Origin of the sequence: Nonomuraea salmonea, from assembly GCF_042428605.1 — a bacterium.
GTDB lineage: Bacteria > Actinomycetota > Actinomycetes > Streptosporangiales > Streptosporangiaceae > Nonomuraea > Nonomuraea salmonea.
On sequence record NZ_JBHMCF010000036.1, the window covers coordinates 344,206 to 359,690 of the forward strand.

Consider the following 15,485-nt stretch of genomic DNA (forward strand, 5'->3'; position numbering starts at 1 on the left):
GCCCCGGCGTCGCCGGGGCCCCTTCTTCTACCACCGCTACCAGGGGGACTTGCTGCTGCGCAGGCGTTCCAGTGCCTCCTCGAGGATCGCCTTGCCGTCCTTGTCGCTCCTGCGCTCCTTCACGTAAGCCAGGTGCGTCTTGTACGGCTCGTTCTTCGGCGGGGCAGGCGGGGCCTCCTCGTCCTGGCCGGCTGGGAGGCCACAACGGGGGCAGTCCCACAGCTCGGGGACCGCCGCGTCGCTGGCGAAACTGGGGCGCGTCTCGTGCATGTTGGCGCACCAGAACGAGACCCGCACTCTCGGAGCTGCCTCGCCGCGCTCGGCCTCCCCCATCGGGCCGGCGCCGACACGGCTGCCACGGATCGCGTTGCCACTACCCACGGATGAACTCCTCGCTCGATCGCCCCGTGTGCGGACACGGGGGGAGAATCACTGTCACGCGTTAACTGATTGCTCAGGACCGCAGAAGCAGGCCCAGAGCGATGATGCAGACGAACCAGACCACGCCCGTGATGACGGTCAGCCGGTCGAGGTTGCGCTCCACCACCGAGGAACCACCGAAGTTCGACGAGAAACCGCCGCCGAACATGTCAGACAGGCCACCACCCTTGCCCTTGTGGAGCAGGACGAGCAGGATCATGAGAAGGCTCGCCAGGATGAGGGCGATGGAGATTCCGAGTTCCACGGTATGCCTGTTCCTTCGATGCTCTGTTACGCGTGACGATTCAAACTTGCCTCTTGAGGGTACGACCTGATGTCAAGTCGCACCCCCAGAACGGCCGAGTTAGCCGGGTATATCAGAGAATCGGCAGATCTTCGCGAACTCCCCGGCGTCGATGCTGGCACCGCCCACGAGCGCGCCGTCGACATCCGGCTGAGCCATGATCCCCGCGATGTTCCCTGACTTGACCGAGCCACCGTAAAGGATACGGACCCCCGAGGCCACTTCGGTGTCGTAGAGCTCCGCGAGTCTCACTCGCAACGCCCCGCAGACCTCCTGCGCGTCCTCAGGGGTGGCCACCTCGCCGGTGCCGATCGCCCACACCGGTTCGTAGGCCACCACTATCGATTTTGCCTGCTCGGCGTCGATTTTGCGCAGCGCGCCGTCGAGTTGGCCGAGACTGTACGCGATGTGGTGCCCCTCTTGACGCACCTCCAGGCCCTCGCCCACGCACAGGATGGGCGTCAGCGAGTGGCGGTAGGCCGCCTGCACCTTGGCGTTGACGAGGTCGTCGTCCTCGCCGTGGTATTGGCGGCGCTCGGAGTGGCCGATCGTCACGTAGGTGCAGCCGAGCTTGGCCAGCATGACGCCCGACACCTCACCGGTGTAGGCGCCCCCGTCGTGCCTGGACAGGTCCTGGGCGCCGTACACGATCCTGAGCTTGTCGCCGTCGACCAGGGTCTGGACGCTGCGCAGGTCGGTGTAGGGAGGCAGGACGGCGACCTCGACCTTGTCGAAGTCCTTGTCGTTGAGCGCGAAGGCCAGCTTCTGGACCAGCGCGATGGCCTCGAGATGGTTGAGGTTCATCTTCCAGTTGCCGGCGATGAGCGGCTTGCGCTGCAACTCTCAGTCCTCCAGGGCCGCGAGTCCGGGGAGGGTCTTGCCCTCGAGATATTCGAGGCTGGCCCCGCCACCCGTGGAGATGTGCGAGAAGCCGTCCTCGGGCAGGCCGAGCCTGCGTACGGCGGCCGCGGAGTCGCCGCCGCCCACCACGGTGAACGCGTCGGCGCCGATGAGCGCCTCGGCCACGGCCTTGGTGCCGCCGGAGAACGCGTCGAACTCGAACACGCCCATCGGCCCGTTCCAGAACACGGTCCTGGCGTCGGCGACCTTGCTCGCGAACAGCTCGCGCGTCTTCGGCCCGATGTCGAGCCCCTCGCGGTCGGCCGGGATCGCGGTGGCCTCGACCACGTCGTGCTCGGCGTCGGGGGCGTAGGTGACCGCCGCGAGCACGTCGACGGGCAGCACCAGCTCGACGCCGCGCCGCCCGGCCTCGTCGAGGAAGCCGCGCACCTGGTCGAGCTGGTCCTCCTGCAGCAGCGAGTTGCCGACCTCGTGGCCCTGGGCCTTGAGGAACGTGTACGCCATGCCGCCGCCGATGAGCAGCCTGTCGACCTTGGTCAGCAGGTTGGCGATGACCCCCAGCTTGTCGGAGACCTTGGCGCCGCCGAGCACGACCACGTAGGGGCGCTCGGTGTCCTCGGTGAGCCTGCGCAGCACCCCGACCTCGGCCTCGATCAGCCCGCCCGCCGCGTGCGGCAGCAGCCTGGGCACGTCGTAGACGCTGGCGTGCTTGCGGTGCACGGCGCCGAAGCCGTCGCCGACGTAGAGCTCGGCGAGGCCGGCCAGCCTCTCCGCGAACGCGCCGCGCTCGGCGTCGTCCTTGGACTCCTCGCCCGGCTCGTAGCGGAGGTTCTCCAGCAGGGCCACCTGGCCGTCCTGGAGCGCCTCCACCGTGCTCGCGGCGCTGTCGCCGACCACGTCGGTGGCGAAGGCGACGTCCTGGCCGAGCAGCTCGCCCAGGCGGGCCGCGACGGGCCGCAGCGAGTATTTCGGCTCGGCCTTGCCCTTGGGCCTGCCCAGGTGGGCGCAGACGACGACCTTGGCGCCCCGCTCCAGCAGGGCCCTGATCGTCGGGACCGACGCGCGGATGCGGCCGTCGTCGGTGATCGTCTCCCCGTCGAGGGGGACGTTGAGGTCGGCGCGCACGAGCACGCGCCGCCCCTTCACGTCGAGATCGTCGAGCGTGCGCATGCTCATGCTCCCGTTCCTGCGGGGCACGCGGACGGCGCGCCCCGGTGTGTACGCGACCGCTCCGGCATCAGAGCCCGCGGCCCACCAGCTCGACCAGGTCGGCCAGGCGGTTGGAGTAGCCCCACTCGTTGTCGTACCAGCCGACGACCTTGACCTGGTTGCCGATCACCTTGGTGAGCCCGGCGTCGAAGATGCAGGAGGCCGGGTCGGTGACGATGTCGGAGGACACGATCTGGTCCTCGGTGTAGGTGAGGATGCCCTTGAGCGGGCCCTCGGCGGCGGCCTTGACCGCGGCGTTGACCTCCTCGACCGTGACGTCGCGGCCGACCTCGACGGTCAGGTCGGTGGCCGAGCCGGTGGGGATCGGCACGCGCATGGCGAAGCCGTCGAGCTTGCCCTTGAGCTCGGGCAGGACCAGGCCGATGGCCTTGGCGGCGCCGGTGGAGGTGGGCACCACGTTGAGCGCGGCGGCGCGGGCGCGGCGCAGGTCCTTGTGCGGGCCGTCCTGCAGGTTCTGGTCCTGCGTGTAAGCGTGGATGGTGGTCATCAGACCCTTCTCGATGGTGAAGGAGTCGTGGATGACCTTGGCCATCGGGGCCAGGCAGTTGGTGGTGCAGGAGGCGTTGGAGATGATCGTGTGCTGGGCCGGGTCGTACGCGCCGTCGTTGACGCCCAGCACGAGGGTGACGTCCTCGTTCTTCGCCGGGGCGGAGATGATGACCTTCTTGGCGCCGTTGTCGGCGTGCACCCTGGCCTTGGTGGCGTCGGTGAACAGGCCGGTCGACTCGACGACGACGTCGACCCCGAGGTCGCCCCACGGCAGCTTGCCCGGGTCGCGCTCGGCGAAGACCTTGATCGACTTGCCGTCGACCGTGATCTCGTCGCCGCCGGCCTTCACCTCGTAGGGCAGGCGGCCCAGGATGCTGTCGTACTTCAGCAGGTGCGCGAGCGTCGCAACGTCGGTCAGGTCGTTGACCGCGACGATCTCGATGTCCTTGCCGCTGGCGGCGACAGCGCGCCAGAAGTTGCGACCGATGCGGCCGAAGCCGTTGACGCCTACGCGGATGCTCACGGGAACCGATCTCCTCGAACAGATGCGGGCTGGAAACCTCAATCACGAACCTTATCGGACCCAAATTGGTTTAGACCACTGCAGGTACCGGCATGTGAATCGGCGTTCCTACGACACGTTTTGCGAGGTTCGAGTAAAGTGCCCGACTCGTCGGAGTAAATTCGTGCATTCTCTGGGGGCTGAGATGTCACATAAGCGGTCCGGCCTACTACCCGGGCTCTTCATCGGCCTGCTCGCCGCGCTCGTCTGCGCGGCGGGACTGGGGGCGGCCGTGCTGTACCAGGAGAGCCTGCCGGAGGCGGTGATGAGCCTCGGGGGCGGAGTGCCCATCTCACTGGCACTGTCGCTGCTCATCGCCCTCCTCGTCACGCTCGCCATGGGCGCCGTACGCCCGCGCAGCCTCCTGCTCGTCCCCCTCGCCGCCGTGTACGCGGGCGGCGCCGTCGCGGCCGGCCAGATCACCGGCTCGTCCGTGCTGATCGGCGCGGGCCTGCGCACGCCGGGCGAGCGCACGCCCGCCGACCTGTCCGACGTCAGCCTGCCCGTCTTCAACCAGGGTCTGCCGTACGCGCTGCGCGTCTACCGCGAGCCGCTGGCCGAGACCTGGCCGGCCTGGCTCTACATCGCCGTGGCCGCGCTGGCCGCGCTCGTCCTGCTCACCCTGCGGGTCCTGCGTGTGCGCCGGGCGCAGCGCGCCGAGACGCCCGACCAGCCGGAGGACTCCTCCGGCGAGCCGGAGTATCGAGCCCCGTTCGAGCCCGCCCAGCAGCCCGCCCCCAAGCCCACCACGGACCTGTTCACCCCGCGCAAGCCCGCCCGCGACTAGCCCGCCGCCCCCGGCGAGGGACGGGCAGCACCCCGTCCCTGGTCGCCGGCGAGTCCGGTCACGGGGCCAGCATGTCCACTGTGAGATTGGCCTCAGTGTTGGGGATGCCCAGGTCGGACGCCCTCTTGTCGGCCATCGCCAGCAACCGCCTGATGCGCCCCGCGATGGCGTCCTTCGTCAGCGGCGGGTCGGCGATCTGCCCCAGCTCCTCCAGCGACGCCTGCTTGTGTTCCACCCGCAGCCGCCCGGCCACCACCAGGTGCTCGGGCGCCTCGTCGCCGAGGATCTCCAGCGCCCGCTGCACCCGCGCGCCCGCCGCCACCGCGGCCCGCGCCGAGCGCCGCAGGTTGGCGTCGTCGAAGTTGGCCAGCCGGTTGGCGGTGGCCCGCACCTCGCGGCGCATCCGCCGCTCCTCCCAGGCCAGCACGCTGTCGTGCGCCCCGAGCCGGGTCAGCAGCGCGCTGATGGCGTCGCCGTCGCGGACCACCACGCGGTCCACCCCGCGCACCTCGCGCGCCTTGGCGTGGATCTTCAGCCGCCGCGCCGAGCCCACCAGCGCCAGCGCCGCCTCCGGCCCGGGGCAGGTGACCTCCAGCGACATCGACCGGCCTGGCTCGGTCAGCGAGCCGTGAGCCAGGAACGCGCCGCGCCAGGCGGCCTCGGCGTCGCAGGCCGCGCCCGCCACGACCTGACGCGGCAGCCCCCGCACGGGGCGGCCGTGGTTGTCGATGAGACCCGTCTGCCTGGCCAGCGCCTCACCGTCGCGGTAGACGCGTACGACGTAGCGCGAGCCCTTGCGCAGCCCGGCGGGAGCCAGCACCAGCACCTCGGCCTTGTGCCCGAACACCTCGCCGATGTCCTTGATCAGCCGCCGCGCGGTGGCGTTGGTGTCGAGCTCGGCCTCGATCACGATCCGCCCGCCCACCAGGTGCAGGCCGCTGGCGAACCGCAGCAGCGTCGAAACCTCCGCCTTGCGGCAGCACGGCTTCAGCACCGGCAGGCGGCTCAGCTCGTCCTTCACCACACCTGTCATCGCCATGCGTTAGTCCTCTCCCCCATTCAGACCGGCTCTCTTGAGTCTCTCGCACCTTCGCGCCACGCCGACCAGGATCAACGCTTCTGGAGGAAAATCTCGTCCAGGACGGAGGCAAGACGTCGTGGGTCATGCCGGGGCGAGCCGTCGGAGGCGGCCACGTCGGCCATGACGAGCCTGGCGCCGAGCGCGCCCGCCGCCTTGTCGAGGGCGTCGGGATCGTCGACGACCCCGGTGTCGGCCAGCACCACGTCGATCGACAGGCCGGGAGCGTGCTGCCTGAGCACCTCCAGGTGCTGCTGGGGGGAGAAGTCGTCGGTCTCGCCCGGCTGGGGGGCGAGGTTGAGCGTGACCAGCCTCTTCGCGCGGGTGGCGTGCAGCGCCCTGGCCAGCGCCGGCACCTTGAGGTGCGGCAGCACGCTGGTGAACCACGACCCTGGCCCGAACACCACCCAGTCGGCCTCCAGCACCGCCGCGACCGCCTCCGGCCTGGCCGGCGGGTCCTCCGGCACCAGCGAGATGGCCTGCACGCGGCCGGGCGTCGAGGCGCAGGCCACCTGGCCGCGCACGGGCGAGATGACGCCGTCGAGCTCCACCTCGGCCACGATGTCGAGCGGCACCGAGGCCATCGGCAGCACCCGCCCGTGTGCGCCCAGCAGCCGCCCGACCCAGTCGAGCCCGGCCACCGGGTCGCCGAGCAGCTCCCACAGCGCCACGATCAGCAGGTTGCCGACCGCGTGACCGTGCAGCTCGCCCTCACTGCGGAAGCGATGCTGGACGACCTCGCTCCAGGTGCTGCCCCACTCGTCGTCGCCGCACAGCGCGGCCAGCGCCATGCGCAGGTCACCGGGCGGCAGCACGCCCAGCTCACGGCGCAGCCGCCCGCTGGAGCCGCCGTCGTCGGCGACCGTCACCACGGCGGTCAACCGGTCGGTCACCATCCGTAAGGCCGACAGGGACGCGTAGAGCCCGTGGCCGCCGCCCAGCGCGACGACCGCCGGCCCGATGCCGGTCCTGCCGACGCCCAGGACGTCGGGTGCGCCCGTCATCGGTGACGGAACGCCTTCATCGGTCACTCCCGCCCCACATCCCGGTGGCTCACCTGGACCTCCATGCCGCGGTCACGCAGCCGGGCGGCGACCTGCTCGGCCATGGCCACGCTGCGGTGCTTGCCGCCGGTGCAGCCCACCGCGAGCGTCGCGTAGCTCTTGCCCTCGCGCGCGTAGCCGGCCGCGACCACCTGCAGGACCTCCTCGTAGGCGTCGAGGAACTCCTTGGCCCCCGGCTGGCCGAGCACGTAGTCGCTGACCGCGGGATCGAGCCCGTTCATCGGCCGCAGCTCGGGCACCCAGTGCGGGTTGGGCAGGAACCGGCAGTCGACCACGAGGTCGGCGTCGACCGGCAGGCCGTACTTGAAGCCGAACGACACGACGTTGAGCCGCAGCCCCGGCCGGTCTTCGCCGCCGAAGAAGTCGACGATCTTGCCGCGCAGGTCGTGCACGTTGTGGGTGGAGGTGTCGATCACCAGGTCGGCGTTGGCGCGCACCTCGCGCAGGATGCCGCGCTCCCTGGTGATGCCGTCGACCAGCCGCCCCTCACCCTGCAGCGGGTGGGGCCTGCGGACGTTCTCGAACCTGCGCACCAGCTCCTCGTCGCTGGCCTCGAGGAAGACCACCCGCACGCGGACCCCGCGCCCTTCGAGCTCCTCGATGGCGGCGTTGAGGTCGGTGGTGAAGGCAAGGCTGCGCACGTCGACGACGGCGGCCACCTTGTCGGCGGCCAGCTTGACCTTGCCGGCCTCCTCGGCCATGGCGAACAGCAGCCCGGGCGGCAGGTTGTCGATGACGAACCAGCCCAGATCCTCGAGCGCCTTGGCGGCGGTGCTGCGCCCCGCCCCGGACATGCCGGTGACGATGACGAACGCCGGCTCGGTGCTCATCGTCTCACCTCATCCGCGGGCGGACAGGAACGTACGGCGTGCGCACCCTGGCATCCTGGCGAGATCAAGGTGACTCTCCCTTCAGCGTCGACACGATGACCTCGGCGATGGACGGGCCGATGCCGGGAACCTCGCAGATTTCGGCGGCAGTGGCCTCGCGTAGCTTTTTCACGGAGCCGAAGTGTCTGAGCAGCGCCTGCCTTCGCGCCGGCCCGAGGCCGGGCACGCCGTCGAGCGCGCTCTCCTTCACCGTCTTGGACCTCTTGGATCGATGGTAGGTGATGGCGAACCTGTGCGCTTCGTCCCGCACCCGTTGCAGCAGGTAGAGACCCTCACTTGAACGAGGCATGATCACCGGCTGGTCGTCGCCCGGCAGCCACACCTCCTCCAGCCGCTTGGCCAGGCCGCACACCGACACGTCGTCGATGCCGAGCTCGTCGAGCGCCCGCTGCGCGGCCGCCGCCTGAGGGCCGGCGCCGTCGACCACGACGAGGTTGGGCGGGTAGGCGAACTTGCGCGGCTTGCCGGTCTCCGGGTCGATGGGGCCGCCGCCCGCGTCGTCGTCGGCCGCCAGCTCGCCGGTGGCCGAACGCTCCTCCAGATAGCGGCGGAAGCGGCGGGTGATCACCTCGTAGATCGAGGCGACGTCGCCCTCCTTGGTCTTGACCGCGAAGCGCCGGTATTCGCTCTTGCGGGCCAGGCCGTCCTCGAAGACCACCATGGAGGCCACGACGTTCTCGCCCTGCAGGTGGGAGACGTCGTAGCACTCGACGCGCAGCGGCGCCTGGTCGAGGTCGAGCGCGTCGGCGATCTCCTGCAGCGCCTTGCTGCGCGTGGTCAGGTCGCTGGCGCGGCGGATCTTGTGCTGGGCCAGCGACTCCTTCGCGTTGCGCTCGACGGTCTCCATCAGCGACTTCTTGTCGCCGCGCTGCGGCACCCGCACCTCGACGCGGGCCCGGCGCTGCTCGGTCAGCAGCTCGGCCACCGCCTCGGTGTCGGGCGGCAGCGCGGGCACCAGCACCTCACGGGGCATCGACTCGGCGCCCGCCTCGGCGTACATCTGCAGCAGGAACTGCTCGACCAGCTCGCCGGGCGAGGTCTCCTCGACCTTGTCGACCACCCAGCCGCGCTGGCCCCTGATGCGCCCGCCGCGCACGTAGAACACCTGCACGGCCGCTTCGAGCGGGTCTTCGGCCAGCGCGATCACGTCGGCGTCGGTGCCCTCGCCGAGCACGACGGCCTGCTTCTCCAGCGCCCGCTGCAACGCCTGGATGTCGTCGCGCAGCCGGGCGGCGCGTTCGTACTCCTGCTCGGCGGCCGCCTCGCGCATCTCCTTCTCGAGACGCCTGATGAAGCGGCTGGTGTTGCCCGCCATGAAGTCGCAGAAGTCCTCGGCCAGGTCGCGGTGCTCCTCAGGAGTCACCCGGCCGACGCACGGCGCCGAGCACTTGTCGATGTAGCCGAGCAGGCACGGCCGCCCGATCTGCCCCGCCCGCTTGAACACCCCGGCGCTGCACGTGCGCACAGGGAAGACCCGCAGCAGCAGGTCGACGGTCTCGCGGATGGCCCAGGCGTGGGAGTAGGGGCCGAAATAACGGGTGCCCTTGCGCTTGGCTCCGCGCATGACCTGCACGCGCGGGAAGTCGTCGCCCATGGTGACCGCGAGGTAGGGGTAGGACTTGTCGTCGCGGTACTTGACGTTGAAGCGGGGGTCGAACTCCTTGATCCAGGAGTATTCGAGCTGCAGCGCCTCGACCTCGGTGCCGACGACCGTCCAGTCGACGTCGGCGGCCGTGGTCAGCATCGACTGCGTGCGGGGATGCAGCGCGGAGAAGTCGGCGAAATAGGAGTTGAGCCGCTGGCGCAGGCTCTTGGCCTTGCCGACGTAGATCACCCGGCCGTGCGCGTCCCTGAACCTGTAGACCCCCGGGGACTCCGGGATCGAACCCGGCCTGGGCCGGAAACTCAAGGTGTTAGCCGCTGATCTCGCCACGCCTGTCAGCCTAGTAGCCCATACCGACAGAGTTGCCCGCCGTACTCTTCGCGCTCGTACGGCGGGCACCCCATCAAATCAGCATGGTCAGGTCAGCATGGTCAGGCCGGCATGGTCAGGCCAGCATGATGCTGTCGCCCTCGACCTTGATCTCCTGCGCCGGCAGGGGCTTCTGCGCCGGCCCGCCGGACACGGATCCGTCGGCGATGGCGAACATGCTGTTGTGGCACGGGCACACGATCGCGCCGTTCTCGACGCTGGTGACCGGGCAGCCCTTGTGCGTGCACAACGCGCTGAACGCCTTGAACTCGCCCTCGGTGGGCTGCGTCACCACGATCTTCTGCTCCTTGAAGACCGTGCCGCCGCCCACCGGGATGTCGGCGGTCTTGGCCAGCGCGCCGCCGGCCGGGGCCTCGGACGCCGTCGCGCTCGCCTCGGGGGCACCCGACTGCGGGGCGCTCGACTCGGCTGGGGATGGCGCGGTCTGCGCCGTGTCGGTACCGGAGTCGCCGCTGCACGCGCTGATCGCCAGCGCCAGGCCACCCACGCCGACACTCGCGAACACCGCTCTGCGGCTCTGAAGGTCATCTGCCATGCGCCTCACCCAAGCGCACCCAGCTTAGAAATTCATGAGATGAGTCTCAGGCAAGTCTGATCTTCTCGCCGTCCACCTCGATCTGCTTCTCCTCCAGCGGGCTGCCCGCCGGTCCGTCCGTCACCGAGCCGTCGGCGATGCTGAACTTGCTGCCGTGGCAGGGGCAGTTGATCGTCTGGTTCGAGACGGAGGCGACCGTACAGCCCTGGTGGGTGCAGACCGCGCTGAACGCCTTGAACTCGCCGGCCGTCGGCTGCGTCACGACGACCTGCTGGTTCTTGAAGACCTTCCCCCCGCCCTCGGGGATGTCGCCGGTGTCGGCCAGCGCCTTCGCCTTGGCCTTCGCCTCGCCCTTCTTGGGTGCGGACGACGCCTCCTCCTCAACCGGCGCCTCCACGTCCGCCTCGGTCTCCGGCGTGCCGTAGCTCGCGCAGGCCGTCAGCACGGCCGCCAGGCCGGCGGTGCCGGCCCCGAAGACAACCGTCCGCCGCGTCGTTTCCGTCATCGTGCGTCCTCCCAGATCGGCTTTCACTCCCAGGTACGGCCCGCGCCCTGGCAGGGGTTCAGCGTGCCGCACCCCAATCGAGCCGACTACGCACAATTACCGATTGGCGAAACGCCTTCCGGCGGCCGGAGCTCAGCCGACGATCACGATGCCGTCGCCTTCCACCTTGACCGGGAAGGAGGGCAGCGACCCGGTGGCCGGACCCTTCGTCGCCTTACCGGTGTCCGCGGTGAACTCGCTGCCGTGGCACGCGCACCTGATGACGTTGTCCTTGGGCGTACCGACCTGGCACCCCTTGTGCGTGCACAGCGAGCTGAACGCCTTGAAGACTCCCGGCTCGGGCTGCGTCACCACGACCTTCAGGTCCTCGATGAGCTTCCCCCCGCCCACCGGCACGTCCGCCGTCTTGGCCAGCACCTTCCCCTGGAGGCTCGGCTGGGCCTGCGCGCCCCCTGATCCGCACGCGGTCAGCGCCGCCAGCCCACAGGCCGCCACCCCCGCCGCACCCAGCATCTCCCGCCGCCCCAACCCGTTTCCGGACATGGCTCCGCCCCGATCTGTCCCGTCGCCTGATGTCTTTCGCGCGTACGAATGCGCGTGCCGTATCTGCCGGCCGCCGGTGTCGCCCCGATGCGGCCATCATCGTGAAAACAGCTTATTGACGACACCCCTCGGTCCGGTCAGCGGGTGGTACGCCCACGGTCAGCGCCACCCCCCACCCTCGGACCATGACCCTCCCCACCGGTCCAACCCCCACCGGCCCGCTCACCTCTGACCGAGCCACGTCCGGCTCAGACGCCTCCAGCCCTGGCCCCTTCGACCCCACGCCGGCGGACCCGCTCCCCCTCGACCGAGCCACCTCGGGTCGGGGCGCTCCCGCCTCGGGCGTGCGTCCTCGATGGTGGCGGAGGCCGTGGGTGGCGCCGTTGATGGTGGTGGCGGCGGCGTTCGTGGCGTTCTCGCTGCCGCCGTACCTGTCGCTGGACCCCGCACAGTCACGAGTGCCGGCCCCTGACTTCTTCCCGCCGCACTTCGCGGTGCTCTCCCTGCACGTGGTGTTCGGCTCGATCGCGATGATCACGTGCTGCCTGCAGATCTGGCCGTGGTTCCGCGCCCGTTACCCCCGCGCACACCGCCGGATCGGCCGCGTGTACGTCTTCGCCGGCTGCCTCCCGAGCGGTCTCCTCGGACTGACCGTGGGCGTGGCGACACCATGGGGCCCGGTCACGATGGTCAGCAACGTCCTGCTGGCCCTGCTGTGGCTGGGCTGCACGCTGGCCGGCTGGCGGATGGCCAGGCAGCGCCGCTTCGCTGACCACCGCCGCTGGATGGTGCGGAGCTTCGCCCTGACCATGTCGATCGTCACCAACCGCATCTACGGCGTGCTGTTCGGAATCCTGTTCTTCCCCCAGCTCGACACGACCTTCAACGGCGACGAGACGCAGCTGATGCAGACGATCGCGGCCCTGAGCGCCTGGCTCGGCTGGGTGCTGCCCCTGCTGGTGGCCGAGTGGTGGCTGGAACGCACCGACGCCGCCAAGCGCCGCGCCCGCACCCGCACCCGCACCCACCGCTCAACCTGACGACCGACCACCACACCTGACTCCACCACACAACCTGACGACCGACCACCACACCCGGCCACACCACACAACCTGACAACCGACCACACCACACAACCTGACAACCGACCACCACATCCGAGCACCCGACCAGCCACCTCGACCTATCGGCCACGAGACCCGCCCCCTCGCCGACAGCACCCACGACCGGGCGATCCGCCCCCAGGCGTCAGGGGGCGGATCGGGTGGGTCAGAGGGAGAGGATCTTGCGGAGGAAGCGGCCCGTGTGGCTCTCGTCCACCAGCGCGACCTCCTCCGGCGTCCCCGCCGCCACCAGCGTGCCGCCGCGCGACCCGCCCTCGGGACCCATGTCGATGATCCAGTCGGCGGTCTTGATGACGTCGAGGTTGTGCTCGATGACGATGACGGTGTTGCCGCCGTCGACCAGCCGCCCGAGCACGCCGAGCAGCCGCCTGATGTCCTCGAAGTGCAGCCCGGTGGTGGGCTCGTCGAGGACGTAGATCGTCCGCCCGGTCTGCCGCCGCTGCAGCTCGGAGGCCAGCTTGACGCGCTGCGCCTCACCGCCGGACAGCGTGGTGGCCGGCTGCCCGAGGCGTACGTAACCGAGCCCCACGTCGTTGAGCGTCTGCAGGTGCCGCTTGATGGCGGGGATCGCGTCGAAGAAGCCGAGGGCCTCTTCGATCGGCATGTCGAGGACCTCGGCGATCGTCTTGCCCTTGTAGTGGACCTCCAGCGTCTCCCTGTTGTAGCGGGCGCCGTGGCAGACCTCGCAGGGGACGTAGACGTCGGGCAGGAAGTTCATCTCGATCTTGATGGTGCCGTCGCCGGCGCACGCCTCGCAGCGCCCGCCCTTGACGTTGAAGCTGAAGCGCCCCGGCTGGTAGCCGCGCACCTTCGCCTCGGCCGTGGCCGCGAACAGCTTGCGGACGTGGTCGAAGACGCCGGTGTAGGTGGCCGGGTTGGAGCGCGGGGTGCGCCCGATCGGCGACTGGTCGACGTGGACGACCTTGTCGACCTGGTCCATGCCGTTGATGCGGGAGTGCCGCCCCGGCACCGTACGGGCGCCGTTGAGCTCTTTGGCCAGCGCGTTGTAGAGGATGTCGTTGACCAGCGTCGACTTGCCGGACCCCGACACCCCGGTGACCGCGGTGAACACGCCGAGCGGGAACTCGATGTCGACGCCCTTGAGGTTGTGCTCGCGCGCCCCCTTGACGGTGATCTGCCGCTTCTTGTCACGCTTGCGGCGCTTGGCGGGCACGGCGATGCTCCTGCGCCCCGACAGGTACGCGCCGGTCATCGACTCCTCGCTGGTGAGGAGGTCCTGGACGGTGCCGGACACGACGACCTGGCCGCCGTGCTCGCCGGCGCCCGGCCCGATGTCGACCACCCAGTCGGCGGCGGCGATGGTGTCCTCGTCATGCTCGACCACGATCAGCGTGTTGCCCATGTCGCGCAGCCTGATCAGGGTGTCGAGCAGCCGCATGTTGTCGCGCTGGTGCAGGCCGATGGACGGCTCGTCCAGCACGTAGAGCACGCCGACCAGGCCAGAGCCGATCTGCGTGGCGAGCCTGATGCGCTGCGCCTCGCCACCGGCGAGGGTGGCGGCGGCGCGGTCCATCGTGAGGTAGTCGAGGCCGACGTCGAGCAGGAAGCCCATGCGGGCGTTGATCTCCTTGACCACCCGCTCGGCGATCTGCATGTCGCGGTCGGACAGCTTGAGCGCGGCGAGGAACTTGGCGCACTCGCCGATCGACATCGACGAGACCTCGGCGATCGACTTCCCGGCGACCGTGACCGACAGACTGACCGGCTTGAGCCTGGCCCCCTTACAGGCGGGACACGGGATCTCGCGCATGTAGCCCTCGAAGCGCTCGCGCGCCGCGTCGCTCTCGGCCTCGGCGTGCCTGCGCTGCACCCACGGGATGACGCCGTCGTAGGTGGTGTAGTAGGCGCGCTGGCGGCCGAAGCGGTTGCTGTAGCGCACGTGGATCTGCTCTTCGTGCCCGTAGAGCAGCGACTTCTGGGCCTTCTTCGGCAGCCGCTCCCACGGCGTGTCGAGGCCGAACCCCATGGCGTGGCCGAGCGCCTCGATCAGCCTGGTGAAGTATTCGCTGGTGTGGCCGCCCGACCAGGGGTGGATGGCGCCGTCGCCGAGCGCGCGCTCGGGGTCGGGCACGACGAGGTCGGGGTCGACCTCCATCTTGGTGCCGAGACCTGTGCACTCGGGGCAGGCGCCGAACGGCGAGTTGAAGGAGAACGAGCGCGGCTCCATCTCCTCGAACGACAGGTCGTCGTAGGGGCAGTAGAGGTGCTCGGAGTAGAAGCGCTCGCGGTTGGGGTCGTCTTCCGGCAGGTCGACGAACTCCAGCGTGATCGTGCCGCCGGACAGCTGCAGCGCCGTCTCGACGGAGTCGTTGAGCCGCCGCCGCGCCGACTCCTTGACCGACAGGCGGTCGACGATGACCTCGATGTCGTGCTTCTCGTACTTCTTCAGCGTCGGCGGCTCCTCCAGCCGCACGACGGTGCCGTCGACCCGCGCCCTGGCGAAGCCCTTGGTCTGCAGCTCGCGGAACAGCTCGGCGTATTCGCCCTTGCGCCCCCTGACGACCGGCGCGAGGACCTGGAACCTGGTGCCCTCTTCGAGGTCCATCACGCGGTCGACGATCTGCTGCGGCGACTGGCGGGCGATCGGGCGCGCGCACACCGGGCAGTGCGGCTTGCCGATGCGGGCCCACAGCAGCCGCAGGTAGTCGTAGACCTCGGTGATGGTGCCGACGGTGGAGCGGGGGTTCTTGCTGGTGGCCTTCTGGTCGATGGAGACCGCCGGCGACAGGCCCTCGATGAAGTCGACGTCGGGCTTGTCCATCTGGCCGAGGAACTGGCGGGCGTACGCCGACAGCGACTCGACGTAGCGCCGCTGGCCCTCAGCGAAGATCGTGTCGAAGGCCAGGCTCGACTTGCCCGAGCCGGATAGGCCGGTGAAGACGATCAGCGAGTCTCGCGGCAGATCCAGCGAGACGTCTTTGAGGTTGTGTTCTCGTGCACCACGCACGATCAGGCGGTCAGCCACGGCGATCCCGGAAGTCGAAAGGCGGATAGGTCCACGGGGGATGGTAGACGGCGGCTCCGACAATTTCGGCGGCCCGATCCACGGCCCCCGAAAATCCGTCTCTCCCAGGTTACG

At 69.8% G+C, this 15,485-nt stretch carries 15 protein-coding genes; 2 read left to right on the top strand and 13 right to left on the bottom strand.

All coding sequences use genetic code 11. From position 1 onward, the window contains the following. Positions 1 to 36: 36 nt before the first annotated feature. From ACFFR3_RS31225 to gap, 5 genes are all read right to left on the bottom strand, one after another. Positions 37 to 381, bottom strand: a complete 345-nt coding sequence (locus ACFFR3_RS31225; RefSeq protein ID WP_355421780.1) for an RNA polymerase-binding protein RbpA — start codon at positions 379 to 381, stop codon at positions 37 to 39. Positions 382 to 454: 73 nt separating this feature from the next. Then, a complete protein-coding gene (gene secG, locus ACFFR3_RS31230) occupies positions 455 to 685 on the bottom strand; it encodes a preprotein translocase subunit SecG (RefSeq protein ID WP_345386151.1) in 231 nt (76 codons plus the stop codon). Positions 686 to 784: 99 nt separating this feature from the next. After that, positions 785 to 1,564 (bottom strand): triose-phosphate isomerase, encoded by a 780-nt coding sequence (gene tpiA / locus ACFFR3_RS31235; protein ID WP_379484291.1) that lies wholly within the window; start codon positions 1,562 to 1,564, stop codon positions 785 to 787. Between the two features lie 3 nt (positions 1,565 to 1,567). Beyond that, positions 1,568 to 2,755: a phosphoglycerate kinase gene (locus ACFFR3_RS31240; protein ID WP_364381194.1), complete on the bottom strand. Its 1,188-nt coding sequence runs from the start codon at positions 2,753 to 2,755 to the stop codon at positions 1,568 to 1,570. 67 nt (positions 2,756 to 2,822) lie between these two features. Further along, complete coding sequence (gene gap / locus ACFFR3_RS31245; protein ID WP_345386153.1) at positions 2,823 to 3,827, bottom strand: type I glyceraldehyde-3-phosphate dehydrogenase; 1,005 nt, start codon at positions 3,825 to 3,827, stop codon at positions 2,823 to 2,825. 184 nt (positions 3,828 to 4,011) lie between these two features. On the opposite strand from gap, the gene ACFFR3_RS31250 reads away from it, so the two are divergent. Then, complete coding sequence (locus ACFFR3_RS31250) at positions 4,012 to 4,653, top strand: hypothetical protein (RefSeq protein WP_379484292.1); 642 nt, start codon at positions 4,012 to 4,014, stop codon at positions 4,651 to 4,653. 58 nt (positions 4,654 to 4,711) lie between these two features. Here the strand turns inward: ACFFR3_RS31250 and whiA are convergent, their stop codons facing one another. The 7 genes from whiA to ACFFR3_RS31285 form a co-directional block, all read right to left on the bottom strand. Then, entirely contained in the window at positions 4,712 to 5,692 is a 981-nt protein-coding gene (gene whiA / locus ACFFR3_RS31255) for a DNA-binding protein WhiA (protein WP_026214667.1), read from the bottom strand. A 71-nt stretch (positions 5,693 to 5,763) separates the two neighbouring features. Next, positions 5,764 to 6,735: a gluconeogenesis factor YvcK family protein gene (locus tag ACFFR3_RS31260; RefSeq protein ID WP_364574621.1), complete on the bottom strand. Its 972-nt coding sequence runs from the start codon at positions 6,733 to 6,735 to the stop codon at positions 5,764 to 5,766. 23 nt (positions 6,736 to 6,758) lie between these two features. Then, positions 6,759 to 7,625: an RNase adapter RapZ gene (gene rapZ, locus ACFFR3_RS31265; protein ID WP_364381106.1), complete on the bottom strand. Its 867-nt coding sequence runs from the start codon at positions 7,623 to 7,625 to the stop codon at positions 6,759 to 6,761. Positions 7,626 to 7,689: 64 nt separating this feature from the next. After that, complete coding sequence (uvrC, locus tag ACFFR3_RS31270; protein WP_364381109.1) at positions 7,690 to 9,618, bottom strand: excinuclease ABC subunit UvrC; 1,929 nt, start codon at positions 9,616 to 9,618, stop codon at positions 7,690 to 7,692. Positions 9,619 to 9,733: 115 nt separating this feature from the next. Continuing rightward, positions 9,734 to 10,213: a Rieske (2Fe-2S) protein gene (locus ACFFR3_RS31275; protein ID WP_345386159.1), complete on the bottom strand. Its 480-nt coding sequence runs from the start codon at positions 10,211 to 10,213 to the stop codon at positions 9,734 to 9,736. A gap of 46 nt (positions 10,214 to 10,259) precedes the next feature. After that, a complete protein-coding gene (locus ACFFR3_RS31280) occupies positions 10,260 to 10,718 on the bottom strand; it encodes a Rieske (2Fe-2S) protein (protein WP_364381112.1) in 459 nt (152 codons plus the stop codon). Between the two features lie 132 nt (positions 10,719 to 10,850). Next, positions 10,851 to 11,261 carry a Rieske (2Fe-2S) protein gene (locus ACFFR3_RS31285; RefSeq protein WP_379484293.1) on the bottom strand — a complete coding sequence of 137 codons (411 nt, stop codon included), beginning with the start codon at positions 11,259 to 11,261 and terminating at the stop codon, positions 10,851 to 10,853. Positions 11,262 to 11,635: 374 nt separating this feature from the next. On the opposite strand from ACFFR3_RS31285, the gene ACFFR3_RS31290 reads away from it, so the two are divergent. Then, positions 11,636 to 12,301: a DUF2306 domain-containing protein gene (locus ACFFR3_RS31290; RefSeq protein WP_379484294.1), complete on the top strand. Its 666-nt coding sequence runs from the start codon at positions 11,636 to 11,638 to the stop codon at positions 12,299 to 12,301. 229 nt (positions 12,302 to 12,530) lie between these two features. Here the strand turns inward: ACFFR3_RS31290 and uvrA are convergent, their stop codons facing one another. Beyond that, entirely contained in the window at positions 12,531 to 15,371 is a 2,841-nt protein-coding gene (uvrA, locus tag ACFFR3_RS31295; protein ID WP_364381121.1) for an excinuclease ABC subunit UvrA, read from the bottom strand. Positions 15,372 to 15,485 lie beyond the last annotated feature (114 nt).

Excerpts from the sequence above, each read along its gene's own strand:
- ACFFR3_RS31240 (WP_364381194.1), bottom strand. The coding sequence starts at position 2,755 with ATGCGCACGCTCGACGATCTCGACGTGAAGGGGCGGCGCGTGCTCGTG.
- ACFFR3_RS31250 (WP_379484292.1), top strand. The coding sequence starts at position 4,012 with ATGTCACATAAGCGGTCCGGCCTACTACCCGGGCTCTTCATCGGCCTG.
- whiA (WP_026214667.1), bottom strand. The coding sequence starts at position 5,692 with ATGGCGATGACAGGTGTGGTGAAGGACGAGCTGAGCCGCCTGCCGGTG.
- ACFFR3_RS31260 (WP_364574621.1), bottom strand. The coding sequence starts at position 6,735 with ATGACGGGCGCACCCGACGTCCTGGGCGTCGGCAGGACCGGCATCGGG.
- rapZ (WP_364381106.1), bottom strand. The coding sequence starts at position 7,625 with ATGAGCACCGAGCCGGCGTTCGTCATCGTCACCGGCATGTCCGGGGCG.
- ACFFR3_RS31275 (WP_345386159.1), bottom strand. The coding sequence starts at position 10,213 with ATGGCAGATGACCTTCAGAGCCGCAGAGCGGTGTTCGCGAGTGTCGGC.
- ACFFR3_RS31280 (WP_364381112.1), bottom strand. The coding sequence starts at position 10,718 with ATGACGGAAACGACGCGGCGGACGGTTGTCTTCGGGGCCGGCACCGCC.
- ACFFR3_RS31285 (WP_379484293.1), bottom strand. The coding sequence starts at position 11,261 with ATGTCCGGAAACGGGTTGGGGCGGCGGGAGATGCTGGGTGCGGCGGGG.